Source organism: Halapricum desulfuricans, from assembly GCF_017094465.1.
In the GTDB taxonomy this organism is placed as follows: Archaea; Halobacteriota; Halobacteria; order Halobacteriales; family Haloarculaceae; genus Halapricum.
On sequence record NZ_CP064791.1, the window covers coordinates 1 to 26,726 of the forward strand.

Annotated in this window: 27 protein-coding genes and 2 pseudogenes; 12 read left to right on the plus strand and 17 right to left on the minus strand. The window is 61.8% G+C overall.

Features of this window, described 5'->3' with window-relative positions; genetic code table 11:
• Positions 1-743: 743 nt before the first annotated feature.
• The gene (locus HSEST_RS00005) at positions 744-2,321 is read left to right on the plus strand and encodes a Cdc6/Cdc18 family protein (RefSeq protein ID WP_229121527.1); all 1,578 of its coding nucleotides are present in this window, start codon (positions 744-746) and stop codon (positions 2,319-2,321) included.
• Positions 2,322-2,411: 90 nt separating this feature from the next.
• Here the strand turns inward: HSEST_RS00005 and HSEST_RS00010 are convergent, their stop codons facing one another.
• Positions 2,412-3,332, minus strand: a complete 921-nt coding sequence (locus HSEST_RS00010) for a S26 family signal peptidase (protein WP_229121528.1) — start codon at positions 3,330-3,332, stop codon at positions 2,412-2,414.
• 127 nt (positions 3,333-3,459) lie between these two features.
• Between HSEST_RS00010 and HSEST_RS00015 the strand changes: the two genes are divergently transcribed.
• Positions 3,460-5,130 carry a DNA-directed DNA polymerase II small subunit gene (locus HSEST_RS00015; RefSeq protein WP_229121529.1) on the plus strand — a complete coding sequence of 557 codons (1,671 nt, stop codon included), beginning with the start codon at positions 3,460-3,462 and terminating at the stop codon, positions 5,128-5,130.
• A 22-nt stretch (positions 5,131-5,152) separates the two neighbouring features.
• On the opposite strand, the gene HSEST_RS00020 is transcribed toward HSEST_RS00015, so the two are convergent.
• On the minus strand, positions 5,153-5,683 hold the full coding sequence (locus HSEST_RS00020) for a fasciclin domain-containing protein (protein ID WP_229121530.1): 531 nt from the start codon (positions 5,681-5,683) through the stop codon (positions 5,153-5,155).
• Positions 5,684-5,869: 186 nt separating this feature from the next.
• On the opposite strand from HSEST_RS00020, the gene HSEST_RS00025 reads away from it, so the two are divergent.
• Complete coding sequence (locus HSEST_RS00025) at positions 5,870-7,165, plus strand: O-acetylhomoserine aminocarboxypropyltransferase/cysteine synthase family protein (RefSeq protein ID WP_229121531.1); 1,296 nt, start codon at positions 5,870-5,872, stop codon at positions 7,163-7,165.
• A gap of 50 nt (positions 7,166-7,215) precedes the next feature.
• On the opposite strand, the gene HSEST_RS00030 is transcribed toward HSEST_RS00025, so the two are convergent.
• Complete coding sequence (locus HSEST_RS00030; protein ID WP_229121532.1) at positions 7,216-7,689, minus strand: PUA domain-containing protein; 474 nt, start codon at positions 7,687-7,689, stop codon at positions 7,216-7,218.
• 103 nt (positions 7,690-7,792) lie between these two features.
• On the opposite strand from HSEST_RS00030, the gene HSEST_RS00035 reads away from it, so the two are divergent.
• Complete coding sequence (locus tag HSEST_RS00035) at positions 7,793-7,969, plus strand: hypothetical protein (protein ID WP_229121533.1); 177 nt, start codon at positions 7,793-7,795, stop codon at positions 7,967-7,969.
• Between the two features lie 21 nt (positions 7,970-7,990).
• On the opposite strand, the gene HSEST_RS00040 is transcribed toward HSEST_RS00035, so the two are convergent.
• Positions 7,991-8,494 (minus strand): NYN domain-containing protein, encoded by a 504-nt coding sequence (locus HSEST_RS00040; protein ID WP_229121534.1) that lies wholly within the window; start codon positions 8,492-8,494, stop codon positions 7,991-7,993.
• 98 nt (positions 8,495-8,592) lie between these two features.
• Positions 8,593-9,543, minus strand: a complete 951-nt coding sequence (locus tag HSEST_RS00045; RefSeq protein ID WP_229121535.1) for an aminopeptidase — start codon at positions 9,541-9,543, stop codon at positions 8,593-8,595.
• Positions 9,544-9,857: 314 nt separating this feature from the next.
• Here HSEST_RS00045 and HSEST_RS00050 point away from each other — a divergent pair, with 314 nt between their 5' ends.
• Positions 9,858-11,240, plus strand: coding sequence for a sugar porter family MFS transporter (locus tag HSEST_RS00050; RefSeq protein WP_229121536.1), 1,383 nt, complete (start codon positions 9,858-9,860; stop codon positions 11,238-11,240).
• A 139-nt stretch (positions 11,241-11,379) separates the two neighbouring features.
• Positions 11,380-13,083, plus strand: coding sequence for an alpha-glucan family phosphorylase (glgP, locus tag HSEST_RS00055; protein WP_229121537.1), 1,704 nt, complete (start codon positions 11,380-11,382; stop codon positions 13,081-13,083).
• Positions 13,084-13,086: 3 nt separating this feature from the next.
• Here the strand turns inward: glgP and HSEST_RS00060 are convergent, their stop codons facing one another.
• From HSEST_RS00060 to HSEST_RS00075, 4 genes are all read right to left on the minus strand, one after another.
• The gene (locus HSEST_RS00060) at positions 13,087-13,560 is read right to left on the minus strand and encodes a nucleoside deaminase (RefSeq protein WP_229121538.1); all 474 of its coding nucleotides are present in this window, start codon (positions 13,558-13,560) and stop codon (positions 13,087-13,089) included.
• 51 nt (positions 13,561-13,611) lie between these two features.
• A complete protein-coding gene (locus tag HSEST_RS00065; protein WP_229121539.1) occupies positions 13,612-14,490 on the minus strand; it encodes a universal stress protein in 879 nt (292 codons plus the stop codon).
• A 68-nt stretch (positions 14,491-14,558) separates the two neighbouring features.
• Positions 14,559-14,888: a nuclear transport factor 2 family protein gene (locus HSEST_RS00070; protein WP_229121540.1), complete on the minus strand. Its 330-nt coding sequence runs from the start codon at positions 14,886-14,888 to the stop codon at positions 14,559-14,561.
• Between the two features lie 23 nt (positions 14,889-14,911).
• On the minus strand, positions 14,912-16,177 hold the full coding sequence (locus HSEST_RS00075) for a peroxiredoxin family protein (protein WP_229121541.1): 1,266 nt from the start codon (positions 16,175-16,177) through the stop codon (positions 14,912-14,914).
• Between the two features lie 117 nt (positions 16,178-16,294).
• Between HSEST_RS00075 and HSEST_RS00080 the strand changes: the two genes are divergently transcribed.
• From HSEST_RS00080 to HSEST_RS00095, 4 genes are all read left to right on the plus strand, one after another.
• Positions 16,295-16,792, plus strand: a complete 498-nt coding sequence (locus HSEST_RS00080; RefSeq protein ID WP_229121542.1) for a DUF367 family protein — start codon at positions 16,295-16,297, stop codon at positions 16,790-16,792.
• 162 nt (positions 16,793-16,954) lie between these two features.
• Positions 16,955-18,421 (plus strand): cytochrome ubiquinol oxidase subunit I, encoded by a 1,467-nt coding sequence (locus HSEST_RS00085; protein ID WP_229121543.1) that lies wholly within the window; start codon positions 16,955-16,957, stop codon positions 18,419-18,421.
• Positions 18,414-19,412: a cytochrome d ubiquinol oxidase subunit II gene (locus tag HSEST_RS00090; protein ID WP_229121544.1), complete on the plus strand. Its 999-nt coding sequence runs from the start codon at positions 18,414-18,416 to the stop codon at positions 19,410-19,412. Before HSEST_RS00085 ends, HSEST_RS00090 begins: the two co-directional genes overlap by 8 nt.
• A 787-nt stretch (positions 19,413-20,199) precedes the next feature.
• Positions 20,200-20,751, plus strand: coding sequence for a stage II sporulation protein M (locus HSEST_RS00095; protein WP_267491897.1), 552 nt, complete (start codon positions 20,200-20,202; stop codon positions 20,749-20,751).
• Positions 20,752-21,015: 264 nt separating this feature from the next.
• Here the strand turns inward: HSEST_RS00095 and HSEST_RS00100 are convergent, their stop codons facing one another.
• From HSEST_RS00100 to HSEST_RS00115, 5 genes and pseudogenes are all read right to left on the minus strand, one after another.
• A complete protein-coding gene (locus HSEST_RS00100; protein WP_229121545.1) occupies positions 21,016-21,414 on the minus strand; it encodes a hypothetical protein in 399 nt (132 codons plus the stop codon).
• Positions 21,415-21,669: 255 nt separating this feature from the next.
• Positions 21,670-21,867: pseudogene (locus HSEST_RS14600) on the minus strand (hypothetical protein); the annotation flags it as partial.
• A gap of 25 nt (positions 21,868-21,892) precedes the next feature.
• Positions 21,893-22,483: a stage II sporulation protein M gene (locus tag HSEST_RS00105; protein WP_229121546.1), complete on the minus strand. Its 591-nt coding sequence runs from the start codon at positions 22,481-22,483 to the stop codon at positions 21,893-21,895.
• Positions 22,484-22,777 carry a hypothetical protein gene (locus HSEST_RS00110; protein WP_229121547.1) on the minus strand — a complete coding sequence of 98 codons (294 nt, stop codon included), beginning with the start codon at positions 22,775-22,777 and terminating at the stop codon, positions 22,484-22,486.
• 25 nt (positions 22,778-22,802) lie between these two features.
• Positions 22,803-23,141 carry a hypothetical protein gene (locus tag HSEST_RS00115; protein WP_229121548.1) on the minus strand — a complete coding sequence of 113 codons (339 nt, stop codon included), beginning with the start codon at positions 23,139-23,141 and terminating at the stop codon, positions 22,803-22,805.
• 177 nt (positions 23,142-23,318) lie between these two features.
• Between HSEST_RS00115 and HSEST_RS00120 the strand changes: the two genes are divergently transcribed.
• Together HSEST_RS00120 and HSEST_RS14605 are read left to right on the plus strand one after the other, a co-directional pair.
• Positions 23,319-23,939: a Yip1 family protein gene (locus HSEST_RS00120; protein ID WP_229121549.1), complete on the plus strand. Its 621-nt coding sequence runs from the start codon at positions 23,319-23,321 to the stop codon at positions 23,937-23,939.
• 9 nt (positions 23,940-23,948) lie between these two features.
• A pseudogene (locus HSEST_RS14605) lies at positions 23,949-24,059 on the plus strand (cytochrome d ubiquinol oxidase subunit II); the annotation flags it as partial.
• A 92-nt stretch (positions 24,060-24,151) separates the two neighbouring features.
• Here the strand turns inward: HSEST_RS14605 and HSEST_RS00125 are convergent.
• From HSEST_RS00125 to HSEST_RS00135, 3 genes are read right to left on the minus strand one after another with little or no spacing between them, the layout of a single operon-like run.
• Positions 24,152-25,378, minus strand: coding sequence for a Tm-1-like ATP-binding domain-containing protein (locus tag HSEST_RS00125; protein WP_229121550.1), 1,227 nt, complete (start codon positions 25,376-25,378; stop codon positions 24,152-24,154).
• A 22-nt stretch (positions 25,379-25,400) separates the two neighbouring features.
• Positions 25,401-25,832, minus strand: coding sequence for a cupin domain-containing protein (locus HSEST_RS00130; protein ID WP_229121551.1), 432 nt, complete (start codon positions 25,830-25,832; stop codon positions 25,401-25,403).
• A 1-nt stretch (position 25,833) separates the two neighbouring features.
• Positions 25,834-26,667, minus strand: coding sequence for a phosphoenolpyruvate hydrolase family protein (locus HSEST_RS00135; protein WP_229121552.1), 834 nt, complete (start codon positions 26,665-26,667; stop codon positions 25,834-25,836).
• Positions 26,668-26,726: the final 59 nt, after the last annotated feature.

Below are 26,726 nucleotides of genomic sequence, written 5' to 3' on the forward strand. Positions count from 1 at the left end.
GTTTAGACGGATTCGATTTCCTAGGACGAATTGATCGCCACCTAGTTCTCAAGCGTTTGGAGATTTTTCCGTTTCGGATATCTAGCTTCTTCGCCCTAGAAATCCAGTTCCACTCTAGAAAGCTGTTATTCTAGGAATCTAGAGGAAGCTTAGCAATACTTCTACTATATCCTATTACGGGTTTGGTATTCGTGGTAGTATCTTAAATCATTCGCTTCCTAGAGCGACAACTCTCACCCCCTACCCCCTTCTTTGGCGACTCCACCTGAAACGAAGGGGTGGGGGGGTTCCATGGTGCGTTTTACCATTCCATTGTTTTACCATTCCACTCTAAACTGGACTTCTACATTTCATCGTATCTCGACCTACCCCTCTTTCATACCTGATGAATAGAAACGGAATTCGATCTCTCTTCTCCTTGCACGCTGTCTTGCACGCTGTTATCAACCAGAAATTTGATATTTTCACTGACAGTTGTCCCCCTATCCAATCGTGCCCTCAGCCGTTTCGACAGATAGGCCGTGCGGTCGTAGCGGACTTTCCAACAGTCATACCGATCCTCAACAGAACCTCGACTGGCGTCGCACCGTAATATTTAATATGCTATCAACCACGGGTTCTTTTTGGTTCAACTGGACACGGTCGAGCTCGGGAAACAGCGGAATTCCGCTCCTATCTCGTCTCTCCCACCATATCTCTCTACGCGCCGTGTCATTTCCACCTGAAAAGCAGGGGTCTCCACTATGACAGACAAAGACGACGAAACCGATCCAGAGATCGACTCTCCCGGAATCGACTCTGAGAGCGACGCTACGAGACGGTTCACCGATTCGACTGATACTGGTGATCGAGACGGAACTGAATCGTTTGGCACGTCGTCGCTGGATGATATTGTTCTCGACGACGTCGACAGTGAGGAGGACGCCGATGAAGCGTCGCGCGGACTGTTCGACGATCTGTTGAGCGGCGAGCCGATCTTCGAGAAGAAGGAGGTGCTTCGCCCCTCGTACACACCCCGCAAGCTCCCGCACCGCGAGGACCAGATCAACAACATGGCGACGATCCTCGTCAGTGCACTTCGCGGTGACACGCCCTCTAACATCCTCATCTACGGGAAGACGGGCACCGGCAAGACCGCCAGCGCCAAGTTCGTCAGCGAGGAACTTGAGGCGACTTCCGAGAAGTACGCTGTCGCCTGCGAAGTCGAATACATCAACTGCGAGGTTACCGATACCCAGTATCGCGTTCTCGCACAACTCGCGAACAAGTTCATCGAGAAGAACCGCGAACACATCACCGGGCGGATCGACCGGCTCGAATCCCTTCGCGAGGACGTACGCGACAGCAAGTCGTCACTCGCCGAGACCGACTTCGAGTCGATCGACGAAATCGAATCCACGCTCGAATCCCTCCGTGACGAACGTGACGGCTTCGAGGAAGTCCCGATGACCGGTTGGCCGACCGATCGCGTCTACAGCACCTTCTTCGAGGCGGTCGATTACACCGAGCGCGTCGTCGTGATCATGCTCGACGAGATCGACAAACTCGTCGAGAAGAGCGGCGACGACACCCTGTACAACCTCTCGCGGATGAACTCCGAACTGGAGAACTCCAAGGTCTCGATCATGGGTATCTCCAACGATCTGAAGTTCACCGACTTTCTCGACCCCCGCGTCAAATCCAGCCTCGGCGAGGAGGAGATCGTCTTCCCGCCCTACGATGCCAACCAGCTCCGGGACATCCTACAGGCGCGCGCGGAGGTCGCCTTCGAGGACGATTCCCTTTCCGAGGACGTCATTCCGCTGTGTGCCGCCTTCGCAGCCCAGGAACACGGTGACGCCAGACGCGCACTCGACTTGCTCCGGACGGCCGGTGAACTCGCCGAACGGGACAACACCGATCGCGTCGAGGAAGATCACGTCCGACAGGCCCAGGAGAAGATCGAACTCGACCGCGTGGTCGAGGTCGTCCGCACCCTCCCGACGCAATCGAAACTCGTTCTCTTTGCAATCATCCTCCTGGAGAAGAACGGCGTCCACAACATCAACACCGGCGAGGTCTACAACATCTACAAGAGCCTCTGTGAGGAGATCGACGCCGACGTGCTCACCCAGCGCCGCGTCACCGACCTGATCTCCGAACTCGACATGCTCGGCATCGTCAACGCCGTCGTCGTCTCGAAGGGCCGGTACGGCCGCACGAAAGAGATCTCGCTGTCGGTCCCGATCGACGAAACCGAAGCTGTCCTGCTGAGCGACTCCCGACTCGGCGATATCGAGGACGTCCAGCCGTTCGTCCAGGCTCGATTCGACCAGCAGTGACCGCCGTGTGGCAACTCCGCTTTCATCCTCACACGATCCCTCTTCGTCCCCACGGGATCTGATCCCGACCGCGGCCCTGCTGGATCAGCGTCAGTCGGCCGTCGCGCTTGCCATGACCGTCCGGTTATCCGTCGCGCTTGCCTGTGCGTTGAGACGGATGTTGCCGAGATACGGGACCGCGTGTTCGGCCGTTCCGACGACCCAGGCTGGTTTGACGGGGCCACGGACGATCCCGTTCACCTGATCGTAGTGGGCATTCGCGTCACCCTTGGTGATGAACCCCGCGTGTGGCGCCGGACAACTGGGGATGTCCGTCCCGTTCTGTACGGCCTCTCCCGCTCCGTCACAGACTGCGTTTTCCGGCAGGTATTCCGGATTCGCTTTCTCGACCCAGTTTTCCCCTTCCTCGACCCAGAACATCGCGCGGTGGATCACCGGCGTTCTGTAATCGCTTCCGTCGGGCTTGTAGACGATCACGTCCCCGCTCCCGTCGAATTTCTCGTAGCCGGTGTCCTGTCCGGCCTGTGCGGTGACGACCCCGCTCTCGTGAGCGCCCGGGCCGGGGAATCGTTCGGACTCCATGACGAACACCAGATCGCCGCGTTCCATCACCGGTTCCATACTGCCACTCTCGACGGCGACCATCGGCGGCCAGATCCCGCTCGCGGCGAACAACAGTGCACCGATCAGGATGACGATCCCGACGCTGCTGAGCAAATCGTAGAGATACAGCATCCAGCTTCCCCCTCCACCGTCTGCATCTGTCCCACCGTTCGGTCCCCGTCCACCCGACGATCCACGATCATCCATCGCCGCCCCCCGCTCCTCGCTGGCCCCTGAGTCCGCTGCCCTCCCGTGACTTGCCTGTTTGCCCACAGCCTCGTTTCGATTCCCCGGTGAGTCCCCAGCCCCCGTCGAGGACCCCTTGTCCGCCGCTGACCGTGCGGTGTCCGTCTCGGAGCTTCGGATGTCGTCTCCTCGCGGTCCCGACCGTGGGCCGTCGTCTCCCATTGTCGGTTTCCACCCGGCGGACGGCTACCAATCTTTCGCTTGGTCGCTGTCTCGCCGGTTGTGTTCTCGCCTGTTGTTTCTCTCCCTTACCGTCACTCTTTTGCTCGGCGGCGCGAATCCTCGCGGTGTGCCTCTCGAGACGCCCGCTCGGATCGTCAGTGAACTCGCGACCCGCGGCTACAACGCCGAACGCGAAGCCGTGACGCTACTCGCCGACGCGCCGGACACTGACGCCGCTCTCGATCGGGCCCTCGAAACGCTTCCCGACGACGCGCTCAAACTCCGTGCGAGACACGTCCGTGACACACTCGAAACGGACAGCTCTCGCCGCTCGCTGGGCGATCGATCGCTCTCTGACCCCGCTGAATCCCCATCGAATTCCCCGGAGAGTCCCGCTGAAACTACTGATGGGGACTCCGCCGAAACGTCCGCCCGCTCGAATGCGCCCGCTGACTCCGACTCCTCTGTTTCAACTGCAACCAAATCCCCTCCATCTTCGAATGATAGTACTTCGTCTCCAGTCGAAACAAAGGGGGTGTCTGGGGACGGAATCGCGTCCGAGCAGCAGGTCACACGGGAGATAGACCCCGAACAGCTCTCCGTCGAGATCGACGGCGATATGACCGGTCAATCGACCGGAACGGGCGAGTACAGCGACTTCGTCGCCGTCTTTCGCGATCGCTACGAGCGCCTCTCGAAACAGCTCCGCGGCCGGGTCAACCATCGGCCGACCGACGCTCTGGAATCGCTTCCCGGCAACGAGGAGGCCGCAGTCGTCGGGATGGTTTCGGACATCCGATCGACGGCAAGCGGCCACTGGCTAGTCGAACTCGAAGACACCAACGGAACTTTCCCGACGCTGGTGATGAAAGACCGGCCGATCGCCGACCTCGTAGGCGAACTCCTGCTCGACGAAGTGATCGCCGTCGAGGGGACGCTGGCGGACGACGGTGGGATCCTCTTCGTCGACTCGTTGCACTTTCCCGATATCCCTCGCACCTACGAGCCCTCGACGGCGGATCGACCGGTAAAAGCTGCCCTGATCAGTGACGTTCACGTCGGCAGCCAGGAGTTCAAGGCCGACGCCTGGCATCGCTTCGCCGACTGGCTCCATACTGATGACGCCGAGGGTGTCGAGTATCTGTTGATCGCTGGTGACATGGTCGAGGGCGTCGGCGTCTATCCCGACCAAGACGAGGAACTGGACGTCATCGACGTCTACGACCAGTACGAGCGCTTCTCGGAGTATCTCAAGGAGGTGCCCGGCGATATGGAGATCGTTATGATTCCAGGCAATCACGACGCCGTTCGCCTGGCCGAACCGCAACCTGCCTTCGATTCGGAACTCCGCCAGACGATGTCCGCCCACGACGCCCGTTTCACCTCGAACCCTTCTCTAGTCACGATCGAAGGCGTCTCGGTGCTGATGTATCACGGGGTCAGCCTCGACGAAGTGATCGCCGAACTGCCCGACGAGAAGGCATCCTACGACGAGCCCCAGAAAGCGATGTATCAGCTCCTCAAGAAGCGCCACGTCGCCCCTCAGTACGGCGGCCATACGCGACTTGCACCCGAAACGAGGGACTACCTCATTATCGACGAGGTGCCGGATGTCTTCCACGCCGGCCACGTCCACAAGCTGGGCTATGGCAAGTACCACAACGTATTGACGATCAATTCGGGCTGCTGGCAGGCTCAGACGGACTTCCAGAAGAGCGTCAACATCGACCCCGATGCCGGGTTCGCGCCGATCGTCGACCTGGAGACGCTGGAGCTTACCGTTCGGAGTTTCGGGTAGCGGAGGCCGGATCGACTCGTTCTCAGGGCAGCAACACGCCGTCGATGACGTGTGCAACCCCGTTTGCGGCCTCGATATCCGTCGCTTCGATCTCGGCGCCACCGAGCCCGCCGCCGTTCAGTGTCGTCCCGTCGACCGTGACGGTACCACCTTCGAACATCCGGATCTGCGGTGCATTGACCACTGACGAGGCGTACCGCCGACCGTTCGTGACGTGGTAGAGGAGTATCGTCGCAAGGTCGTCTCTGGCCAGCAGCTCCTCGGCCGTGACATCCAGCGCCTCCAGCAATTCCCCGAACGCTTCATCTGTCGGCGCGAACACTGTGAACTGCCGCCTGCCGTCCAGAACTGTGTCGAGACCTGTTTCTTCGAGCGCCAGTTCGAGGATTTCGAAGTCCTCGCTACCCTCTACGATTTCGAACAGTGTGGGCTCCGCGCTGGCACCCAGGCGCTTTCCTTTGCGTCCCGCTGCTGTTCCAACACCACCGGTGCTCAGTAGCACCCCTGCCGTTCCGATTGTTTTCAGTACAGTCCGCCGATCTTTGTCTGTCATTGTCGTCCCTCCGGCCGGCGCTGGGGATCCGATCGACGTAGTCATGCGGTGCTTAGCTTTTTTCTACCCCTGGATGGGGTTTCGCCTCGATCCCGCTGTAAGTATTGCCGGATGTCACCCACTCCGGCGAATGAAGGCGATAGGTGGTGCTTATACAGGCACCAGGAGCGAAGACCACACTGTACTATGACTGACGACGACCGCGGATTCGAAACGAACGCCCTGCACGTCGGGCAGGAAGAGCCCGATCCTGCGACGGGTGCACGCGCACCACCGATCTATCAGACGACCAGCTACGTCTTCGAGGACGCCGAGGACGCCGCCCAGCAGTTCGCTCTCGAGAAGCCGGGGCACGTCTACTCCCGGCTGATGAACCCCACAACGGGACTGCTCCAGGAACGCCTCGCTGCCCTCGAGGGTGGGGTCGGCGCTGTCGCGACCAGCTCGGGGATGGGCGCGCTGAACCTCACTACCTTCCTGCTGGCGGACGTCGGCGACAACGTCGTCACCGCCTCGGCGCTGTATGGGGGCACCTACACGTACTTCACCCACACTGCACCGCGCAACGGCGTCGAGACGCGCTTCGTCGACACGCTGGATTACGATGCCTACGACGAGGCGATCGACGAGGACACGGCCTACGTCCATCTCGAAACGATCGGCAACCCCGCACTCGTGACGCCGGACATCGAGCGCGTCGCCGAGATCGCTCACGACCACGGCGTCCCCCTGCTGGTGGACAACACCTTCGCGACGCCGTATCTCTCGAACCCGATCGAGCACGGCGCGGACCTGGTCTGGGAGTCCACGACGAAGTGGATCCACGGCTCGGGGACGACCGTGGGCGGCGTCGTCGTCGACGGCGGCACCTTCCCCTGGGAGGAGTACGCCGAGGACTATCCCGAAATCGCCGAGGACAACCCCGCCTACCACGGGGTCAACTTCGTCGATCGGTTCGGCGAGGCGGCGTTCACCTACGCCGGGATCGCTCGCGGGCTTCGGGATCTGGGCAACCAGCAGTCGCCGTTCGACGCCTGGCAGACGATCCAGGGCCTGGAGTCGCTGCCGATGCGGATGAAGCGCCACTGCGAGAACGCCCAACTCGTCGCCGAGTACCTCGAGGACCACGACGAGGTTGCCTGGGTCAACTACCCCGGGCTGGACAGCCACGAGACCCACGACAACGCCTCGAAGTACCTCGACGGCGGCTACGGCGGGATGATCACCTTCGGACTCGAAGCCGGCTACGATGCCGCCCGCGACACCGTCGAATCGACGGAACTGGCCAGCCTCCTGGCGAACGTCGGTGACGCCAAGACGCTGATCATCCATCCCGCTTCGACGACCCACCAGCAGCTCACCGACGAGGAGAAGGCCGCCGCCGGCGTCACTGACGACATGGTCCGGCTCTCCGTCGGCGTCGAGGATCCACAGGACATCGTCGACGATCTGGAGCAGGCCATCACGCAAGCGACCCGGTAACGCTCGGTCGCCCCGTCCTGGCAGTTCACTCCTCTCATGCGGAATCTCGATCAGCCTTCTGCACCGTCCCGAACGGCCACTGCCATCCCAGTCTCGAAATCCAGCATGTCTCCGGCCGGCAGCTCCGCGCGGCCGACCGCCAGCAACTCCCCCTCGTGGTGGGTCACGAGGACTTCGTCACCGGGTCGCACGTCCGGATCGACCTCACGGACGAACTTCGCGAAGACGTTCTTCTCGTCCCGGACGAACGGTTCGCTCTCGTCGCCGACGACGACCCGATAGTCGGGATAGGGGAGCAATTCGTGGAGCCGACGACCGCCGGCCAGCCCGAGCGTGAACCGGCCCGTCGTGCTGTAGGTCCCGATCCGTCCGTCCGGCGCGATGATCTGTCGCGGCCGGCCGGAACTCGAACGGGTAATCTCCAGGTCGGGGTCGTCGAACAGCGCCGAACCGTCCGACCCGAACTGATAGGCTGCGACCCGGGCTAGCGCGTCCAGATCCATCTCCGAGGCGGCCTCAGTCATGTCTGCCGATCCGGTGCGACCGGGCAAACGCCTTTCGACCGCCGTCCCTGCGGGAATCGCCGCTACGCTGGCGTTTATCCGTTGACTGCTCGAACCGTGCTGTATGGCAACGGAGACACGCAAGCTCGCTGTCGGTGGCGGCCTGCTTTTCGTCTGTAGCGTCGCGATTATCGTGCTGGGGATGGCGGATATCCCGATCGTCGTTGGGGCTGTCGCCGCGCTCGGCCTGGCCGCGGGCGCGCTGCTGGTCGGCACGTCCGAAGGCGGTCGCCCCGTATAGAGTCGAAGACGACAGACCCGCCTAGAGCAAGAACCGATCGGGATCGGACCCGAGGTCGATGAACCCGTCAGCCGCGGCGATCAGATCCTCGGCAGTCGATTCCTCGAACGCGAGCACGTCGACCCTGACGCCCTCGTGCTGGAGGTGCCTGCACAGCCTCGTGAAGTCACCGTCGCCGGTGCACAGCGCGACGGCGTCGACGTGTTCGGCCAGCGAGACGGCGTCCAGACTCATCCCGACGTCCCAGTCAGCTTTCTTCGAGCCGTCGCCGAACGTCCGGATCTCCTTGATCCGGGTTTCGAACCCGATGTCGATCAGCGCGTCGAAGAACGCCTCCTCTTCGGGCGCGTTCGCTTTGATGACGTAGGCGATCGCCCGCGTGAGCGACCGGCCGTCGACCGCCGCGTCGAGCAACTCCGCGTAGTCGATATTGCGCTCGTGGAGGCTTCGTGCTGTGTGATAGAGGTTCTGGGAGTCGGCGAGGACCGCGACCCGTTGTGTCCCGTGGGTTTCGTTTCTGGTCATTGCGTACACGTCCAGGTGCCACGCAAATAGCGCTTGTGGCTCTCGATTCGACTATCTTTTGCGAGGAGCGAGTCCCGTCGTTTACGACGGGGAGGATGTCACCTCGTCGGGAGCGCGACTGCTTCGCCGTCGGCGTACACCGTCGGATCGCGGACGATCCCGTCCAGGTGCAGCGGCGCTTCGGTGTCGCCGCCGATCGAGGCGTCGTCGCCGATCGCGAAGTGGACCGTCCCGCCCGCCTTCTCGTCGAGTAACACCGAGCCGAGCAACCGCTCGACGGCCACGTTCGTCCCGATCCCCAGCTCGGCCAGATTGTAGGCGGCTTCGCCAACTTCCTCGGCTGCCGCCTCGACCTGCTCGCGGATCGCGTCGTCCTCGATCGCGGTGACCTGTCCATTTTCGACCTCGAAGGCGACCGTCTGGCCGTCCTCAAGCAATCCGTGAGGGCGCATCGTTCCGTCGACGACGACCCGCCCGTCGGCGGTCTCGGGGCTGACGAACACCTCACCCGCCGGTAGATTCGAGAACGACCCGGGTTCGTGGACGATCCCGGTGTCCTCCTGCCACTCCCGGTCGCCGGGTTCGAGCGTGATGTCCGTCCCCGACGGTGCGGTCACCCGGATCTCCGTCGCGTCGCCGACCGCCGCGAGCACCCTATCGCAGTGCTCGCGGATCGATTCGTAGTCGGCGTCCAGCCCGCGCGTGAACACCTCCTTGGTGATTCCCGGGAGCGTCGCGGCCCGGGCACCGCTGTCCGTGGCCGTCGAGCGCGCCCGGGTGTGGCTGAGGCTCTTGGTCGTCGGCGCGAGCAACACGTCCGGTTCGCGCATGGCTGCCGCGACCGTCGCCGGTGGTTCCTCGCCGTGCTGATCGCCCGGCGGGTACCGGACGACCGTCACGTCGTCGGTGATCTCGCTCGCGACGTCGTACAGGACCTTCCCGATCTTCCAGCGCTCGTCGTCGGTGACGATCCCGCAGGATTCTCCGGATTGCAGTCCCATACACTGGTTTAGTGCCGTCTCGGCCGCAGCACGGAGTTCGTCGGTCATGGATCGACCTGCGGGCGGGACGGGGTTAGGCGTTACTGCCTGCAGCGCGATCGTGCTCTCTGGTGTGCTTCAGAGTGTCACTACTTATCCGAACCTGTTCTGATCGATCGGCATACCATCTGTCTTTGAACGCCCGAAATTCGCCATATCTAAAACCTATTGATACTACGGACATATTCATATTTCCGGATAAAACCCGGTCTACAGCCGAAAAAATACACCCAATATATAACAATAGTTGTTATTAATCATATTTCTGTCATGTGAGAACGGAGTTTGCATTTATATTTTGCACTCATCTACGGCGTCGCTGTATGTCTACGACAGCCACGATACGCGACGTCGTCTCGGGCGGCGGTGACCGCTTCATTTACCTCGTGTCGGCGCTGGCAGCCCTGAACGGGTTGTTGTTCGGTTTCGATACGGGCATCATCTCGGGTGCGTTCCTGTTCATCAACGAGGAGTTCGTGATGTCACCGCTGATCGAGGGTGTCATCATGAGCGGTGCGATGGCAGGCGCCGCACTCGGCGCGGCCGTCGGCGGTCGGCTGGCGGATCGACTGGGGCGGCGGCGGCTCATCCTGCTCGGGGCCGGTGTGTTCTTCCTGGGCTCGTTCACGATGGCCGTCGCGCCGAACGTACCGGTGTTGGTCGCCGGGCGGCTGATCGACGGGGTCGCGATCGGATTCGCCTCCATCGTCGGGCCGCTGTATATTTCCGAAATCGCTCCACCGCGGATCCGTGGCGCACTCACGTCGCTGAATCAGCTGATGGTGACAGTCGGCATCCTCTCGTCGTATTTCGTCAACTACGCTTTCGCTGGCGCGGGAGCGTGGCGCTTGATGCTCGGGGCGGGGATGGTTCCGGCCGTGATTCTGGCAGTCGGCATGTTGAAGATGCCGGAGAGCCCGCGATGGCTCTACGAGCACGGCCGCGAAGACGAGTCGCGCGCGGTGCTCCGGCGGACGCGTGACGGTGACATCGAAGCGGAGATCGCCGAGATCGAGGAGACGGTTGCAAAGCAGTCCGGGACGGGCTTGCGGGACCTCCTGCAGCCGTGGATGCGTCCGGCACTTCTGGTCGGGCTCGGACTGGCTGTCTTCCAGCAGATCACCGGGATCAACGCCGTCATCTATTACGCGCCGACGATCCTCGAGTCGACCGGCTTCGGGAACGTCACGTCGATCCTCGCGACGGTCGGCATCGGCACGATCAACGTCGTGATGACCGTCGTCGCCATCGCACTGATCGACCGTATCGGTCGGCGGGTGCTGTTGCTGGTCGGCGTCGGCGGGATGGTACTGACGCTGGGCGTGCTCGGCGTCGTCTTCTACGTCCCCGGGTTCGGCGGCATCCTCGGTATCGCCGCGACGGTCAGCCTGATGCTGTTCGTGGCCTTCTTCGCCATCGGTCTCGGTCCAGTGTTCTGGCTGCTTATCTCCGAAATCTATCCCCTGGAGTTTCGCGGGAGTGCCATGGGTCTCGTCACCGTTGCTAACTGGCTGGCGAACCTCCTCGTCTCGCTCATGTTCCCGATATTGACCGCCAAGATTGGGACTACATCGACGTTCTGGCTGTTCGGGCTCAGCAGTCTCCTCGCGCTGGTGTTCATCCATCGGCTCGTCCCCGAGACGAAGGGTCGGTCGCTGGAAGCTATCGAAGATGACCTTCGCAACAGCGTCTCACTAGTCGACTGATATCATCCCACTGGCGGGGCCGGATTGTAACTCCCGACCCGGAAACGGCATTAAATCATTTTATAGATTCGCTGAGTGTCTTAGAGGCGCTGAATTTCGCATCGCAGGGGATAAACGACCCCTCCGTGAAGGACAGCGTATGCCGATATCTCGATCTGACGGCACGATCGCGTATTTCAGCATGGAGTATGGCCTGGAAAACGGGATGAACACCTACAACGGCGGGCTCGGGATCCTCGCGGGCGACGTCGTTCGTGGCTTCGCCGATCTGGATGTCGATGCCGTCGGTCTCACGCTGCTCAACGACCGCGGACTGGGGAAACAGCACATCGACGAGCACGGCACCCAGCACATCGAGCCGGCTCCGTGGCCGGTCGAGGAGTTCTGCGAGCCGCTCGACGCGACCGTCGAGATGACGATCGCTGGCGAAACCGTCACGATCGGCGCCTGGCGCTACGACGTTGAATCCGAACACGGCGGGACCGTTCCGGTCATCATGCTGGATACCGACCGCGAGGAGAACCCCGACTGGATCCGGGAACTGACACACCGCGTCTACGCTCCCGGGAAAGACGACCGTTTCAAACTCGCCGTCTATCTGGTCCTGGGCATCGGTGGCGTCCGCATGCTCGACGAACTGGGCTACGACATCGATACCTACCACATGAACGAAGGTCACGCCAGTTTCCTCACGCTGGAACTGCTCGCTCGAAACGACCTCGACGCCGACGCCGTTCGCGAGCAGTGTGTGTTCACGACGCACACCCCGGTCGCGGCCGCCCACGACGAGTACCCCATCGAGATGCTCGACGAACTGCTCGAGGACGACCTCGTTTCGATGTACACCGTCCGCCAGTACAGCCCGCGGGGCAAGATCCACACGACGCGGCTCGCCCTCAATCTCTCGCGGTACGTCAACGGGGTCGCCAAGCGCCACCAGGAAGTCTCCCGGGAGATGTTCCCCGAACACGCCGAGAATATCGACGCCATCACCAACGGTGCCCACGTGCCGACGTGGGTCGGCGACGAGATTGCCGAGGTCTTCGACGAGAATATGCGCAACTGGCGGCGCTTCCCAACGAAGCTCCAGCACGCCACGCTCATCGACGACGAACCGCTCTGGGAGGCCCACCAGGCCCAGAAACGGGATCTGATCGAGTACGTCGAGGACCGGCAGGGCGTCGAACTCGACGAGGACGTACTCACGCTCGGGTTCGCCCGCCGTGCCGTGCCCTACAAGCGCGCACCGCTGCTGTTCGAGGACGTCGATCGCCTGCGCGAAGTCATCGCCCGCTCGGGTGACATCCAGGTCGTCTACGCCGGCAAAGCCTTCCCCGGCGACCCGCGCGGTCAGGAGATCATCCAGGAGATCTACGGGTACGCCGACGAACTCGCCGAGGAGATCACGATCACCTATCTCGAAGACTACGACATGGAGATGGGACTGAAGCTCACCTCCGGTGTCGACGTCTGGCTGAACAACCCCCGTCGACCGCGTGAAGCGTCGGGTACTTCGGGCATGAAAGCCGCGTTCAACGGCGTCCCGCAGTTCTCGACGATCGACGGCTGGTGGGTCGAAGGCCACATCGAGGGCGAGACCGGCTGGTCGATCGGCCCCGAACCCCACAGCCCGCGAGAAGAGCGGATGACCGACGCCAAGGAGACGCTAGTCGACTCGACTGCGCTGTACGACACGCTCGAAAACGAAGTGCTGCCGACTTACTACGACGACAACGAGAAGTGGGTCGACATCATGCGCAACGCCATCGCGTTCAACGGCTCGCGCTATCACGCTCGCCGGATGATGGAGGAGTACCTCGCCGACGCCTACGCGTCCGAATAACCCCTACTGGGATCGCTCCCGATAGCGTCGGTGAATTTCGAGTCCGTCCGACCGCAGCACGCTCCCGACGACCGGAATGTCGGCATCGAAGCTCTCGAACACCGTCTCACAATCCAGCCCCGTTTCTCCGCCGACTTCCGTTTCGACGGCTGCTCCGGAGACGCTGTAGACGACGCCGCCCAGCCCCGCGTAGGCGATTCCGGTCGCACACATCGGACACGGCTCCGTACTGGTGTACAGTACCGTCTCGGCGCGTTCCTCGGGAGATAGCTCACTGCCCGCCCGCCGTGCGAGGGTCAGCTCCGGGTGCAGCGCGAGGTCGTCGTCGCTGTGTTCGCGGTTCGTCGCCTCGTCGATGATCGCGCCGTCACGGACGAGCACGGAGCCGTAGGCCCCGTCACCGCGCTCGCCGGCCTCACGGGCCAGTTCAAGCGCCCGCCTGACGTGCGGTTCGTGATCGAGTGAATCGAGATCCATGTCGACTCGCTGGGTCTCGAAGCGGATAGTTCCCGGGTAGCGAGTCGTCCCTCACGCTTTGGGCCGGGTGGCTATCAGGACCGGCGTCTCGGCGACCCGCAACACTCTGTCAGCGACGCTCCCCAGGAGGTGTCGCTTGAGTCCCGTCCGGCCGTGTGAGGCCATGACGATCAGATCGGCATCGATCTCGGTAGCGCAACTCGCGATCTCCTCGTGGGCGCTCCCCCGCCGAACGATCGTTTCGACGGACAGGCCGGGCTGGCCGTCACGGATCGCATCGGCGAACGTCTCGGCGGTTTCCCCACCCTCGGATTTCAGCCGTTCGATGAACTCCTCGGAGACGCCGCCGGCGCTGAAACTACCGCCAGCCGCCTGTACGTCGACTGCCGTGAACACGGCTATCTCCGCGTCGAAGGCCGCCGCGAGTTCCGTCGCCGGACCGACGGCCGCCGTGGCCGCCTCGCTGCCGTCCGTCGGGACGAGCAGCTTCGAGATCGAGGCCGCCGTCACGTCAGTCCCGAGCGGAACGACCAATACCGGCTGGTCGGCGTGGCGGACGACGTGCTCGGTGACGCCGCCGAGCAACCGCTCGCGGAGATTGTGCGTCCCTTGCCGCCCCATGACGATCAGGTCAGCGCCGAGCTCGTCCGCGCTCGCGACAATTTCGCTTCTCGGGGCACCCTCTCGAACGTGCGTCTCGACGGGGCAGTCGAACGCCTGGCTGTGTTCGGCCGCCGACTCGACGATCGCCTCGCCGTGGTCCTGGCGTTCGGGGTCTGTCATTCGGCCGCCGATGGTCGGTACCGTCGTGTCGACCACGTGGACGATATCGACCGTTGCGCCGGTTGCCGCCGCGAACGCGAAGCCGTATCTCGCCGCGGCACGCCCACACTCGCTGCCGTCGACGGGCACGAGAATCCGGTCGTACATGCGTCTCACTACGGCGGCCGGGGTCATAGTACTGCCCGACGGTGATCAACCACCTGTAGCGGCCTGTTTCACGCGGTATATGTTCGGATCTGCCCGATCAGGTCGCCCTCGAAGGTCAACACGTCGACGAAGGCCGCAATCTGTGTTCCGTCATCGGCGAGCAGTCGCCCTTCGACTGCGAGGCCCGCGCTGTTCTCGTAGACGGTGTCGATCGGGTGACTCGTGTCCGTCTGTGGCCGCTCCTCGCGCATAAACGTCACAAACCGCTCGCGGCTCTCAAGGGTCATATCGGGTCGGTGCTGGACGAACTCCGGCGACAGGAGCGAGCGGAGCGTCTCGTAGTCGTGGTCGTCCAGCGTGCGATAGTACGTCCGCGCGATTTCTACCCGGTTGTCCATACCTACTCTGGGTGTCTGTTCCACTAGTGTCCGTCGACAGATTCTGTCGACTCTTCGTCTTCGAGTTCGGCGGCGATTTCGGCGACTTCCTCGTCAGTGACATCCGACGATTCGGACTCTGTGGACTGTTCGTCACCGTCCTCGCTCTCCGCGTCGACATTGCCGACGGCGTCCGCGATTTGTCCCGCTTTCGCGCCGCCGGTTTGGCCCATCTCGACGCCCTTTCCGCCGTACTCACGGGCGCGACGTTCGGCGTCGGTCTCTAGCCCGCGCGTCTCGCTGTCATCGTCGTCTTCGATCGTCACTTCCTCGACTTCGAGATCCACACCGCCCGCCGGTTCCTCACCCTCCTGGCGCTGCTGGTCGCGGATCTCCTCGATAATCGAGTCGTCCGCTTCCGGCTCGAGCAGGATCTCGCCGTCCTCGTCGACGATATCGTCAGGGTCGATCGGCTCGTCGAGGTCACGTGCCGCCTCAAGCGGCGCCTCGGCGTCCGAGCGGTAGGATTCGCCCTCCTGTCCGTTCCCGCTCGCGAACTCGTCGGCGGCGGTCGCCAGCCAGTCGGCCGCCTGCCAGAGCGAGTTGGCCTTGCTCCCGGCGCGATCGAACGGCTCGTCCAGCACGGCCGTCTCGCTGAACCGGTAGGCGGTGTCGAACTCCTCGGCGGCTTCCTCGAACTCCCCGCGTGCCTGTTCGAAGTCGCCCCTCGCGAGCATCCACTCGTGGTCGCTGAAGGCACCCATTGCGCTGGTGAACGCGCGCCGCCCCTCGACGTAGTGTGCGTGTCCGACCCGATACCGGGACAGCGCCGTCGAGTCGCCACCGATCGCCTCGGTCGTCACCCGGATCGGCTCGACCTCCGGCAGCTCGTGGGGACCGTTACTCTCCCAGCGATACTGGACTCGCCCCTCGAGGTCGATCACGAAGACGGCGCGCTTGAGCAGATATCCCTCATCGCGGTCGTCGACCACGTCGTAGCGTTCCGCGACCGTCCGTCGCGTGTCGCTCAGTAGCGGCATCTTCAGATCGTACTCCTCGGCGAACTTCCGGTGGCTGTAGACGCTGTCCGGTGACACCGCGAGGACGGTCACGTCTTTTTGCATCGTGAACACGTCGAGTTCGCCGACGTCCGAGCCGTCCCGGTCGCATGCGGGATTGAAATCCGCCGGATAGAACATGAGCACGACGACCTCCTCGCCGAGCACGTCCGAGAGAGCACGCCGCTCGAGGCCTCCATCCACCACTGCCGGTAGCTCGAACGTCGGTGCCTTTTCCCCCGGAGTGACCATACCTACCGACAGCCAATCTAGCAAGTTAAGACTGCCGGGCGTTCTCTCGGACGGTAACTGCCGAACTCTCTCGTGCCGACAGAAACCCCTATAGCGCTCCCGACAGTACGCCCGGGCGTGGAATTACACGTCCGCTACGAGGGCGACGACGACCCCGAGAAGTGTAGCGCCCGCAAACTCGCGCGCTTCGATCTCGCGGAGCTACACCGATCGACCCGAGCCACTCCCCCGGGTGTCGTCCTCAATCCCTTCGCCGAGCGGGCGCTGTCGCCCGCCGACGCCGACCACGAGCGACTGGTCGCCCTCGACTGCTCGTGGGAAACCGCCCAGCGGGAGGCGTTCGATCTCGACGGCGTCCACCGGGCGCTCCCGTTTCTGGTCGCCGCCAACCCCGTCAACTACGGCACACCCTTCCAGCTCAACACGGTCGAGGCGTTCGCCGGCGCGCTGGTGATTCTCGACGAACGCGAGCACGCCGAGCGGATCCTCTCGAAGTTCTCCTGGGGACATACCTTCCTCGAACTCAACGAGGAACCGCTCCGGCGCTATCGCGACTGCGAGGACTCGACCGAGGTACTCGACGTTCAGGACGATTATCTCGCCGAGGGTGAGTGAGACAACGTAATCAGAATCGCCCTTTTCCACCTCGGAACCAGTATATATTGCCGAAATCGAAACGAAAATTCGATCTACACATAAATTTCTTTCGGCAATTTTCGAAATCCGGGATCGCGACATCAGTTTATCGTTTTCACGTCCTGAGGCGTAGGAAAACGGATGTTTGCACCTGTACAATCACTCCTTGATGCGGGATTTGCCCTGTCGTTGCTCGACGGACCGGCAATACAGCTGTCGCCCGAAATCGCGAGCCGGGCGCAGTTCGGGTGGACCATCAGCGTCCACATCCTCTTTGCCGCCCTGTCGATCGGCCTCGCGCCGTTCATCGTCTATTTCACCTGGAAAGAGGTCCGAACCGACGACGAGCGGTTCACGCGGCTGCGCTCGTTTTGGGTGAAGGTGTTCGCGGCAGGCTTCGTAATGGGTACAGTCACGGGAATCCCGATGAGCTTCCAGTTCGGGACGAACTTCCCGCAGTTCTCTTCGGTGGCCGGCGAGATGATCGGCGGTCCGCTGGCCTTCGAGGCCAAGATGGCCTTCTTCCTCGAGGCCGTCTTCCTCGGCGTCCTGCTGTTCGGCCGTGATCGAGTCAGCGATCGCACATATGTCCTTTCGTCGTTTCTGGTCGGCTTCGGTGCCTGGCTGTCTGGCTTCTGGATTCTGGTCGTCAACTCCTGGATGCAGACCCCCCAGGGCTACGAGATGGTGATGCGAAACGGGATGGAGGTCGCGAGACTGACCGACCCTATCGCCGCGTTCTTCAACCCCCGGATGACCTGGATGTACGTCCACATGATCAACGCGTCGGTGATTTCGGTCGCGCTGCTGGTCGCCGGCGTCTCCGCGTACATCGTCTGGAAGAAACGCGACGCGGACGCTTGGGGCACGGCGCTGAAGATCGCGGTGCTCATCCTGCTCGTCTCGGCACCGCTACAGGCGATCCACGGTGACGCCTACGCTCGCCACGTTGAGGATACCCAGCCCCAGAAGTTCGCGGCCATGGAGGGGCATTACGAGACGGGCACCGCTGATCTCCACCTCTTTGCAATCCCGACAGATCCTGATGCGTTCATGCGGCCGAGCGAGGAAAATCTCTTCACGATAAGCTTGCCGCGGGTCGGGTCGTTCCTCGCCAGCGGCGGTGATTTCGACGCGGTCGTGACTGGACTGGACGAATACGAACAGAACCCGCCAGTCCCGCTCGTGTTCTGGTCGTTCCGGCTCATGGTCGGGCTCGGATTCCTGTTTATCGGGCTCGCACTGTGGGGTGGCTATCTCATGTACCGTGATCGACTGACCGACAGCGATTGGTACTTGAAGGCGATGATCGCGGCGTCGCCGCTGGGGTACGCCGCCTTGCTCACGGGTTGGTATGTCACTGAGATCGGCCGCCAGCCGTGGGTGATACAGGACGTGCTCAAGACGGACAACGCGGTCTCCCCGACGCTAACGGGGACGGAAGCGACGCTGACGCTCGTCGCTTTCCTCGTCATCTACACGGGACTGGTCCTGTCGGCGCTGTACATCCTCCGGTGGCTCATCGAGGACGAACTCCGCGACCTGGGTGTCACGGAATCGAAGGGGCACTGGTACGGTCCGCTCCCGGGGGTGAGCGACGATGACTGACTGGCTGCCCGTCGACTCGTATCTCGTCGAGTCGCTGCCCGAGATCTGGTTCGGTGCCGTCATGTTCGCGCTGACGATGTACATCGTCCTCGACGGGTTCGACTTCGGGATCGGGATGCTGTACGCGACCCGGGACAACGACCACGAGAGGGAGACGCTGCTGTCGGCGTTCGGACCGGTCTGGGACGCAAACGAGGTGTGGGTGATCGCCTTCGGGACGATGACGCTCGCGGCGTTCCCCGACGTCTACTCCCGGCTGCTGTCCGATCATTACTTCCTCGCGATCGGGTTCGTCCTTGCGTTGCTGTTCCGCGGGCTCGGCCCGGAACTGCGCGAACAACGCGACGACGAACAATGGAAGCGCTACTCCGATTACTCGTTCATCGGCGGGAGCCTGCTCTCCCCGCTTCTGTTCGGCATGCTCGCCGGCCGCTGGGTGTTCGACGCGGCGACGCTGTCGCTGCCGGCGCTGCTGACGGGGGTTGGCCTGGTCGCCGTCTCGGTCGTCACCGGTGCGGCGTTTCTGGCGGCCAAGACCTCGCCGACGCTGGCCGAGGACATTAGCGCCTACGGTATCATCGCGACGCTCGCGTATCTCGGCGGCGTCGTCGTGTTGCTGGCGACCGTCGTCATAACTGACGCCGGCGGTCACGCCGGGACGATCCTCTCGGTGCCCGCAGCGGCCATCGTCGGGCTCTCGGTCGTCGCCGGACTGGGTGGCATCATCCTGGCCGGCCGCGGGGAGTACCGCGCCTGGCTGGCCAGTGCCCTGGCGCTTCCCACGCTGTTGAGTCTCCTCGTTGCCCTGCTGTTGTACCCGACGATCTACCCGCCGACCGGGCTGACGATCCAGGAGGCCGTCGTCTCCCCGCTCGCGCTCAACCTCACGACTGTCCTCGGATTCCCGGTCCTGCTGATCGTGCTGTGGTACTTCAAGTTCCTCTACGGCGTGTTCAGCGGTCCGATCGAGGGCGACGGCTACGGGGCCTGACAGTTGTGCGGCTACGCAATGGCTTCGGCGATCACGGGTGTGACGTGGCGCTCAATCACCCGCTGCGACGGTTATAGAGTTTCGAGGCGAAAACCCACGGCTTGAGCCGTCCTTAGAACGCTATGCGTTCTGATTGGCTGCACAAGACCTCCGGTCTTGTGAATGTGGGATGAAGCCGACAATTGGGAGAGGAACTACACTACAACAGCGGAAGACTCTCTAATATTTAAGTAGATACAAGATATATGTGAAATCAGCTCTACAGCAACCAAAACGGGGGCTGTGGAGGGGTAGTGTCAGCCGCCCTCGAACAGCGGGGACGTGTGACCGTGTGTACGTGACAGAATGATAGGAGGGACGTTCCGAACCAACTCGTTGAGGTTGGGTACATCTGGTACTGAAGCCCACTGTGGGTGTGAGAAATCCCCTGCTCACTGTCTGCACCGCTCCACTGGGAGTCCCACGCTGAAGCCCACCCGTTTACGGGTGGGTAGCTGACGTGACGCTAATTTCAGATAAATATGATACAAACGTGGATACTAGCGGCTTCCATTGCGGCAGGTGGTGTAGTCATATTTGCGCTTGACCGCGACATTTATCGCCATGAGGGAAGTCCCGTCAGTTACCTCTTCATTTTCGCGATGGTGGGGGCAGCGTATTACTTCGGACTCAAAGGGCTGTTCGGCGCCGTTGTTCTCGGGATTATAACTAACGGAATACATGCGTTCGCTGCTCGACAACAGAGTACTGCCAAGACGGCCCCGTAACTTCTCCCCATCCATATACGATGCAACTGATACGCCCCTCTCGTACTGTTAGGTCTCTTGTCGGAATCAACCTGGGTTTGTTCCTTGGCGGAGTATCAGCCGGATTGATCCTTGGCGTTCCTGACCAGGGAATGTCGGTATCCGACCCATCGTACTACTCTGTCGAGAGTCTAAACTTTGTTAACATCCTTTGGAACAACGCGCAGGTGACAGTATTGCTATTTCTGACGAGCTTGACGCTGCTCTGGATTATCGGTGCATTCTTACTCGTCCTAAACGGCTACGTACTCGGCACGACGATCCTCGCCGCGCGAGCGACGGGTTGCTCTTGGCTACTCATCGCTATGACTACGCTTCCACACGGGGCTATCGAGGTATTTGCCTTCGCGCTATCGAGTGCTGTCGGGGTGGTACTGCCACTCCAAATTATCAACTATCTCCGTGGCATAAATGACCGGCTCATCTCCCGCGAGAGCAACGTGGAGACTGCGACATATCTGGCTCTCTCTTTCGTTCTTATCGTCGTCGCTGCGTGGATAGAGGCGACTGTCTCGCTCTCGATAGCGGCCTAAAATGAATTCAAGACAATGCGGGTTCAGAGGCCTATTGACGGTAGTGTTTCTGTCGGACTATTAGCCGATCGTATTACAGCGATGGAAGTCAGATTGGCGTCCGCTTCGTCTGTCGACGTCGAACGATGATCGCCGTACAGGCGACGGCCACGGCGGCGAGCGTGATCGAGAGCGACTCAAGGTTGGCCCACACCGCGTAGGTCCCGATGTTGCGACGAACTCGCCACGGTAGAGTTAATCAGCCGGGTATCGCTGTGGGACCAGTCAGTCCTGCCCGTGGGCAATCGACATCCCTCGATTGTCCGTCTCCACGATGGAAGACGCGCGAGTTCGAAGCGAGTCGATCCGTTTGCTCGCCCACTTCTGGACCGTCTCGTCGGTCGTCTCGACCAGGACGTGGGGCTTGTCGTGCTCGTCGAGTCCCAGAATAACCACTCGGTCGTCGATTCGCGCGACGCCGTAGTCAATCTTCGCACCTGCCAGGACGCCAATATCGAGAGGTCCGCGCTGAACGAGGTTCTTCAGTTTGGTCTTATGTTCGGCCTGTAATGTGTCTGCGATGTCTTCGGGAACGTACAGAGAGATGTCGCTGTCCGCTGCCTGGAATATCGGGGCATCCGTCCGATTAAACAGGAGCGGATTTGTCGGAATATACCCACTCACATTTGTCGCGTCCTCGATTAGTGCTGTTAACCGTTGGTGAGGAGCATACGGCTTGGCACGTGTTACCTCCGTAACAGTCACTGCCGAGAGGCTCCGAATGTCGAAGTCGAATTCTGACGGCGGTACACACGAAAACAGCGGCTCCAACTCGAGGGCCGTTTCGACGTGATCGCTGAACGCGGTGAGGGCGTCCAAGACAACCCTCCCAAGCGGTGTAGACCGAAACTCGTTGTCGATCGTCTCCTCGATTAGGTTCGCCTCGATCATCTCCTGGAGATTGTGACGGACTGTCGTCCGTGGTGACTCCAGACAATCAGAAAGGTCCCGGAGGTCGAGTGTCCCATCAGTGAGTATCGATAAGATCTCGATCCTGACTGGCGTTCTTGCGACGTGATTGAGTAATTCTTGAACCCGTGGAGACACCCGTTTCCCCTCACCATTTTGTGAACACATACGAGTCGTTAAATTCTGACCACTTTCATATACTTAAAACCGCCCCTTGTGCTCTCAGTCTAGCGATCTGTGCGGTGATTTGACTCTCGACGGCGGCTGCAATGACAACCAGGCTGAACGCGACAATGAGAAGGACTGCCATCTGGACGATATCGCGCTGACAGAGGGGAGTATCACGCCGTTTCAGCAAATACGCACCTAGACCAACTGGCACTTTCAGACCAACGCACCCGGCCATCCAGAACGCTGGGAGTTCAAACACGGCGTGTGGAAGTGTCAACGCGAAGAATGTACCTAGCTCCCCGGTGCCGGCAGCAGTCCCTGCAAGCAATCCGATCACGAGCCCGTTCTGAAACAAGACGATAAGCGTCGGAATCCCGATCAGAAGTCCTCCGAGTGCCAGCACTGTCAGGACGCTCGTATTTGTGACGAGAAGGTGCCCCAGTTGAAGCTGCTGGGTGGTCTGCTGTATCGATGCTGTCTCCGGACCCCCTTTCGCTGTGCCGGTGAGTACGAGAGCGACGCCGGTGATAGCTCCAAGTGTGGTCGTACCGATTGAAAGAACGAGCGGTTTCGCGTTGTTCGCGAGCGATCGTCGTGGGGACAAGGGAAACATCTACACTGACGACGATCTGAACCGCTCAATCGACACGAGGACGAGGTAGAGCGCGACGAAACCGAGGCATACTGCCAGCACGCTGTATCTAAACCACCACGGCTCTGACCCCCACGCGAGGAATGCCGCCGCACCCATTGTCAAGCTGAGCCCAACTGCAAGTAGTGTCTGGATCCCCCCAGCGACTGCAGTGTCCTCAGTGACCTCGCTGACCATTCGCCGGAACGGGAAGAACGTGCCCAGCCAGACGAGCAACCCGATTCCGACTTGGGTGGAAAGTCCTTGTAGTGACATTCGCTTTTTATCCACGTTAGTCCATTTACGCCGCAAGTAGACCGCCGGTTGCGGCTGCACCGGCACCAAATGTTGCAGCTGTGCCTGTAGCGGATACGTAAGTTGCTGCACCGCTCGCAGCAGTCCCGGATCCACTGATGACCGCTGATCCCCCAGCTAAGGTGCTGTCGGCGTCGAGATCATCATTCAACGCCTTGTACGCGAGGTAGCTGGCACCGAGATCGCCGGTGCTTGAACTGGTGGCCACCACTGTGCCGACTCCGGCAGTGAGGAGACTGAGCGCGAGCACAACGGCGACTGCGGCGGTGATGGGACTATTCGACTCGTTCGCGGTTGCGGTCTGTAACGTAACGTTCTCGGTCATCGTTTCGACCCACGAGTAGCATAGGTTCGATATGTCTATTAATTCGCCGATTTAAATTCTGATTACTGTGTCGTTGCCCGACGACCGATTCAAACTAGACAATCCGGTCGTCAACCGACGATTCTATCGTTAGAGTCCAGGGAGTGAATTGATCACCCTTTCGTTAGAACCGTCTCTATGCTCAGTGTCATCAGGGATCCGGCGCTGTTCTATCAGGAACAAGCAACCGATCGGTTGAGTGGCCCCATTTTGACCGTTCTCATCGCGGCAGTCACGAACGTACTTGCTACTGTGATCCTGCTGGCTTCCTCGTGGTCGACTATCGCCGAAGCCAGTACATATGTTACCACCGCATACGTGCTCAGCATTTTCTTTGGTATTGGCAGCGTCGTGGGATCGTGGGTACTGTATTCGGCAGCGTTTCACGCTGTCTCGGCGGTGTTCGGCGGCGAGGGAAGCTTTCGGCGGACTCTAACGTACACCGGTTGGGGGTTCGTCCCAATCGCCGTTAGTGGCCTCATCCACGCCGGCCTGATATTCCTGCGCGTTCGTGAGGCCATATTTCCCGACTCAGCACAACAACTCGGGCCGTTCGTCCAGCAATTAACAAGTGGGCCGCTATTCACAATGGCGTCGCTTCTCGGCATCGTATTCACGATCTGGAGCGGTGTAATATGGACGTTCGCGATGCGTGATGCGCGCGCTCTTTCGCTTCGGTATGCTGCGGCAACCGTTGCGCTCCCGCTCGGCATCTGGATCACCTGGCGGTTGTATTCTGTCCTTTCACCGCTGCTCTAACCGAGAGGGGACTTCACGACTGTCCTCGGGTTCCCGGTCCTGCTGATCGTGCTGTGGTACTTCAAGTTCCTCTATGGCGTGTTTAGCGACCCGATCGAGGGTGAGGGTTACGGGGCCTGACCGGCCTGCCGTCCGCGTGTGGATCCGTCAATCTCCACGACATCAGGGGTGAGCGACGCGGTGGGTGACACCGTGTCCTCTGGCAGTCTCAGCTACTCTTCGGGTCCGATGCCGGCGTCGCGCATATACTCGTCCAACGTCTCGGCCATCGCCAGCGCGAACGCCTCGTCGTTGATATCGGTCTCCATCTCGACCAGCTCGACCGACTCCGCCAGGTTCTCTCTGAGCGCCTCGAACAACGCCTGATCGGCCTCGGGATCGTGGAAGTCCTCACCTTCGACGTCGATCATCGAGACGCCCGAAAGCGGCAGGTACAGCGCGGTCGGGCCGGTCGCCGCCGAGAGCTTCTCGGCGATGATCTCCCCGAGTTCGGCGTTCTCCTCGGGTGTGGTCCGCATCAGCGTCACCTGCGGGTTGTGGATGTGGAAGTGTCTGTCCTCGAACTCCGCGGGCACGGAGTCGCGCGGCCCGAAGTTGACCATGTCCAGCGCGCCCGTCGAGACGACCTGCGGCGTTCCCGTCTCAGCGGCGGCGTCGAGCCGCTCCGGCCCGGCGTTGAGCACGCCCCCGACGAGTTCGTCGGCCCACTCGGTCGTCGTCACGTCCAGCACGCCGTCGATGACGCCCTGCCGTATCAGGTCCTCCATTGCCCTGCCGCCGGTCCCGGTCGCGTGAAAGACGATCGTCTCGTAGCCCCGCTCTTCGAGATACTCGCGGGCCGTCTGGACGCAGGGCGTGGTGACGCCGAACATCGTGATCCCGATCGTCGGTCGGTCCTCGACAGCGACGTCGGGCTCGTTCGTGACCATCCCGACCATCGCCAGCGCCGCGTTGGCGATCACCTTCCGGGAGAGCTGGTTGAGTCCCTCGATGTCGGCCACCGAGTACAGCATCATCACGTCCTTCGCGCCGACGTAGGGCTCGGTGTCGCCGGAGGCCATCGTCGAGACCATCACCTTGGGGACGCCGACCGGCAGCGCGCGCATCGCGGTGGTCGCGATCGAGGTGTTGCCCGACCCGCCGAGTCCGAGCACCCCCGAGAGTTCGCCGTCGTCGTGCATCCGCTGGACGATCGCGGCCGCGCCCTCGCCCATCGCTTCCATCGCCTCGCCGCGCTCGGCGTCCTCGCGGAGGTGCTCTATGGTGGTATCGGCCGCCTCTGCGACCGCGCTCGCGGTGGTGTCCGGGTCGATCTCCGGGTCGCCCATCACGCCCGTGTCGATCACGTGCACGTCGACGCCCTGCGAGCGGAGGACGTCCCGGGCGAAGCCGATCTCCTCGCCTTTCGTATCGAGCGTACCGACGATGACGACGCTCATCGTTTCACCTCTCGGACGCCAGTCATGCTCGCTCCTCCACGTTCTCGGGCGTCGGCAGTTCTCCCGGCGGAACGATCTCACACTCCGGAAGGTCTCGAAGTACCTCTTCGGGGCCCGGCGGCGCGTAGACCGCGAGCAACAACAGCGGTTCCCAGCCGGTGTTGACGGTGCCGTGTTCGACGCCTTCGGGGACGAACACCATCTCGCCGGCCGAGATCTCACGCGTCTGATCGGCGACTTCCTGCTCGCCCTCGCCCCGGATGACGAAGAGGATCTCGTCGCTGTCGGGGTGTGTGTGGCGTTCGTGGCCCTTCCCCGGCTCCAGTTTGACGACCCCCGCGCTGAATCGCTCGCCGCCCGTCACGTCCGGCGTGCTCAGCCACTTCAGGACGCCCCAGTCGAACAGCTGACTCTCGACGTCGTCGGGTTCGACGAAGTACTCGTGGTCGGGCATCTCAGAGGTCGATCTCCTTGAACTCGCGGGCCTGGTTCTCGATGGCCTCCTCCGTCGGGAGGCGCTCGATGCTGGAGGCGCCGAAGAACCCGACGACGCCCTCGGTGTTCTCCAGCACGTATTCGGCGTCGTCGGGCCAGGCAATCGGGCCGCCGTGACAGATCACCATGACGTCGTCGTTCACTTCTTTGGCGGCGTCGTGGTGGGCCTGGACGCGCTCGGCAGCGGCTTCGAGGTCCAGCGCGGTCTCGGCGCCGATGTCTCCCGAGGTTGTCAGGCCCATGTGCGAGACGATCACGTCCGCGCCCGCTTCGGCCATCTCGCGGGCCTGCTCCTCGCTGAAGACGTACGGGCAGGTGAGCATGTCCTGCTCGGCGGCCTCCTGGATCATGTCGATCTCCTTGTCGTAGCCCATCCCCGTCTCTTCGAGGTTCTGTCTGAACCCGCTGTCCTCGTCGATGAGGCCCACAGTTGGAAAGTTCTGGACGCCCGAGAACCCGCGCCGCTTGAGGTCCTCGATGAAGACATCCATCTGTCGGAACGGGTCGGTCCCGTTGACGCCCGCGAGCACGGGCGTGTCCTCGACGACCGGGATGACCTCGTGGCCCATCTCGACGACGATCTCGTTGGCGTCACCGTAGGGCAACAGCCCCGCTAACGATCCTCGACCGTTCATCCGGTAGCGCCCGGAGTTGTAGATTATCAGCAGGTCGACGCCGCCGCGCTCGGCGAACTTCGCCGAGATACCCGTCCCCGCGCCTGCGCCGATGATCGGGTCGCCGTTCGATACCGTCTCCTGAAGTCGGTCTAGCGACTCCTGACGTGTGAACTCCATGCGTCACGTACTACCATCACACGATACTGTAATCAAAGTTTCTTATATTCATATCGGCT

Excerpts from the sequence above, each read along its gene's own strand:
- HSEST_RS00115 (WP_229121548.1), bottom strand. The coding sequence starts at position 23,141 with ATGACCGAGAACGTTACGTTACAGACCGCAACCGCGAACGAGTCGAAT.
- HSEST_RS00090 (WP_229121544.1), top strand. The coding sequence starts at position 18,414 with ATGACTGACTGGCTGCCCGTCGACTCGTATCTCGTCGAGTCGCTGCCC.
- HSEST_RS00035 (WP_229121533.1), top strand. The coding sequence starts at position 7,793 with ATGGCAACGGAGACACGCAAGCTCGCTGTCGGTGGCGGCCTGCTTTTC.
- HSEST_RS00050 (WP_229121536.1), top strand. The coding sequence starts at position 9,858 with ATGTCTACGACAGCCACGATACGCGACGTCGTCTCGGGCGGCGGTGAC.
- HSEST_RS00130 (WP_229121551.1), bottom strand. The coding sequence starts at position 25,832 with ATGCCCGACCACGAGTACTTCGTCGAACCCGACGACGTCGAGAGTCAG.
- HSEST_RS00070 (WP_229121540.1), bottom strand. The coding sequence starts at position 14,888 with ATGGACAACCGGGTAGAAATCGCGCGGACGTACTATCGCACGCTGGAC.
- HSEST_RS00120 (WP_229121549.1), top strand. The coding sequence starts at position 23,319 with ATGCTCAGTGTCATCAGGGATCCGGCGCTGTTCTATCAGGAACAAGCA.
- HSEST_RS00065 (WP_229121539.1), bottom strand. The coding sequence starts at position 14,490 with ATGTACGACCGGATTCTCGTGCCCGTCGACGGCAGCGAGTGTGGGCGT.
- HSEST_RS00105 (WP_229121546.1), bottom strand. The coding sequence starts at position 22,483 with ATGTTTCCCTTGTCCCCACGACGATCGCTCGCGAACAACGCGAAACCG.
- HSEST_RS00125 (WP_229121550.1), bottom strand. The coding sequence starts at position 25,378 with ATGAGCGTCGTCATCGTCGGTACGCTCGATACGAAAGGCGAGGAGATC.
- HSEST_RS00075 (WP_229121541.1), bottom strand. The coding sequence starts at position 16,177 with ATGGTCACTCCGGGGGAAAAGGCACCGACGTTCGAGCTACCGGCAGTG.
- HSEST_RS00010 (WP_229121528.1), bottom strand. The coding sequence starts at position 3,332 with ATGGGAGACGACGGCCCACGGTCGGGACCGCGAGGAGACGACATCCGA.
- HSEST_RS00060 (WP_229121538.1), bottom strand. The coding sequence starts at position 13,560 with ATGGATCTCGATTCACTCGATCACGAACCGCACGTCAGGCGGGCGCTT.
- HSEST_RS00085 (WP_229121543.1), top strand. The coding sequence starts at position 16,955 with ATGTTTGCACCTGTACAATCACTCCTTGATGCGGGATTTGCCCTGTCG.
- HSEST_RS00025 (WP_229121531.1), top strand. The coding sequence starts at position 5,870 with ATGACTGACGACGACCGCGGATTCGAAACGAACGCCCTGCACGTCGGG.
- HSEST_RS00110 (WP_229121547.1), bottom strand. The coding sequence starts at position 22,777 with ATGTCACTACAAGGACTTTCCACCCAAGTCGGAATCGGGTTGCTCGTC.
- HSEST_RS00135 (WP_229121552.1), bottom strand. The coding sequence starts at position 26,667 with ATGGAGTTCACACGTCAGGAGTCGCTAGACCGACTTCAGGAGACGGTA.
- HSEST_RS00045 (WP_229121535.1), bottom strand. The coding sequence starts at position 9,543 with ATGACCGACGAACTCCGTGCTGCGGCCGAGACGGCACTAAACCAGTGT.
- HSEST_RS00005 (WP_229121527.1), top strand. The coding sequence starts at position 744 with ATGACAGACAAAGACGACGAAACCGATCCAGAGATCGACTCTCCCGGA.
- HSEST_RS00095 (WP_267491897.1), top strand. The coding sequence starts at position 20,200 with ATGCAACTGATACGCCCCTCTCGTACTGTTAGGTCTCTTGTCGGAATC.
- HSEST_RS00020 (WP_229121530.1), bottom strand. The coding sequence starts at position 5,683 with ATGACAGACAAAGATCGGCGGACTGTACTGAAAACAATCGGAACGGCA.
- glgP (WP_229121537.1), top strand. The coding sequence starts at position 11,380 with ATGCCGATATCTCGATCTGACGGCACGATCGCGTATTTCAGCATGGAG.
- HSEST_RS00040 (WP_229121534.1), bottom strand. The coding sequence starts at position 8,494 with ATGACCAGAAACGAAACCCACGGGACACAACGGGTCGCGGTCCTCGCC.
- HSEST_RS00030 (WP_229121532.1), bottom strand. The coding sequence starts at position 7,689 with ATGACTGAGGCCGCCTCGGAGATGGATCTGGACGCGCTAGCCCGGGTC.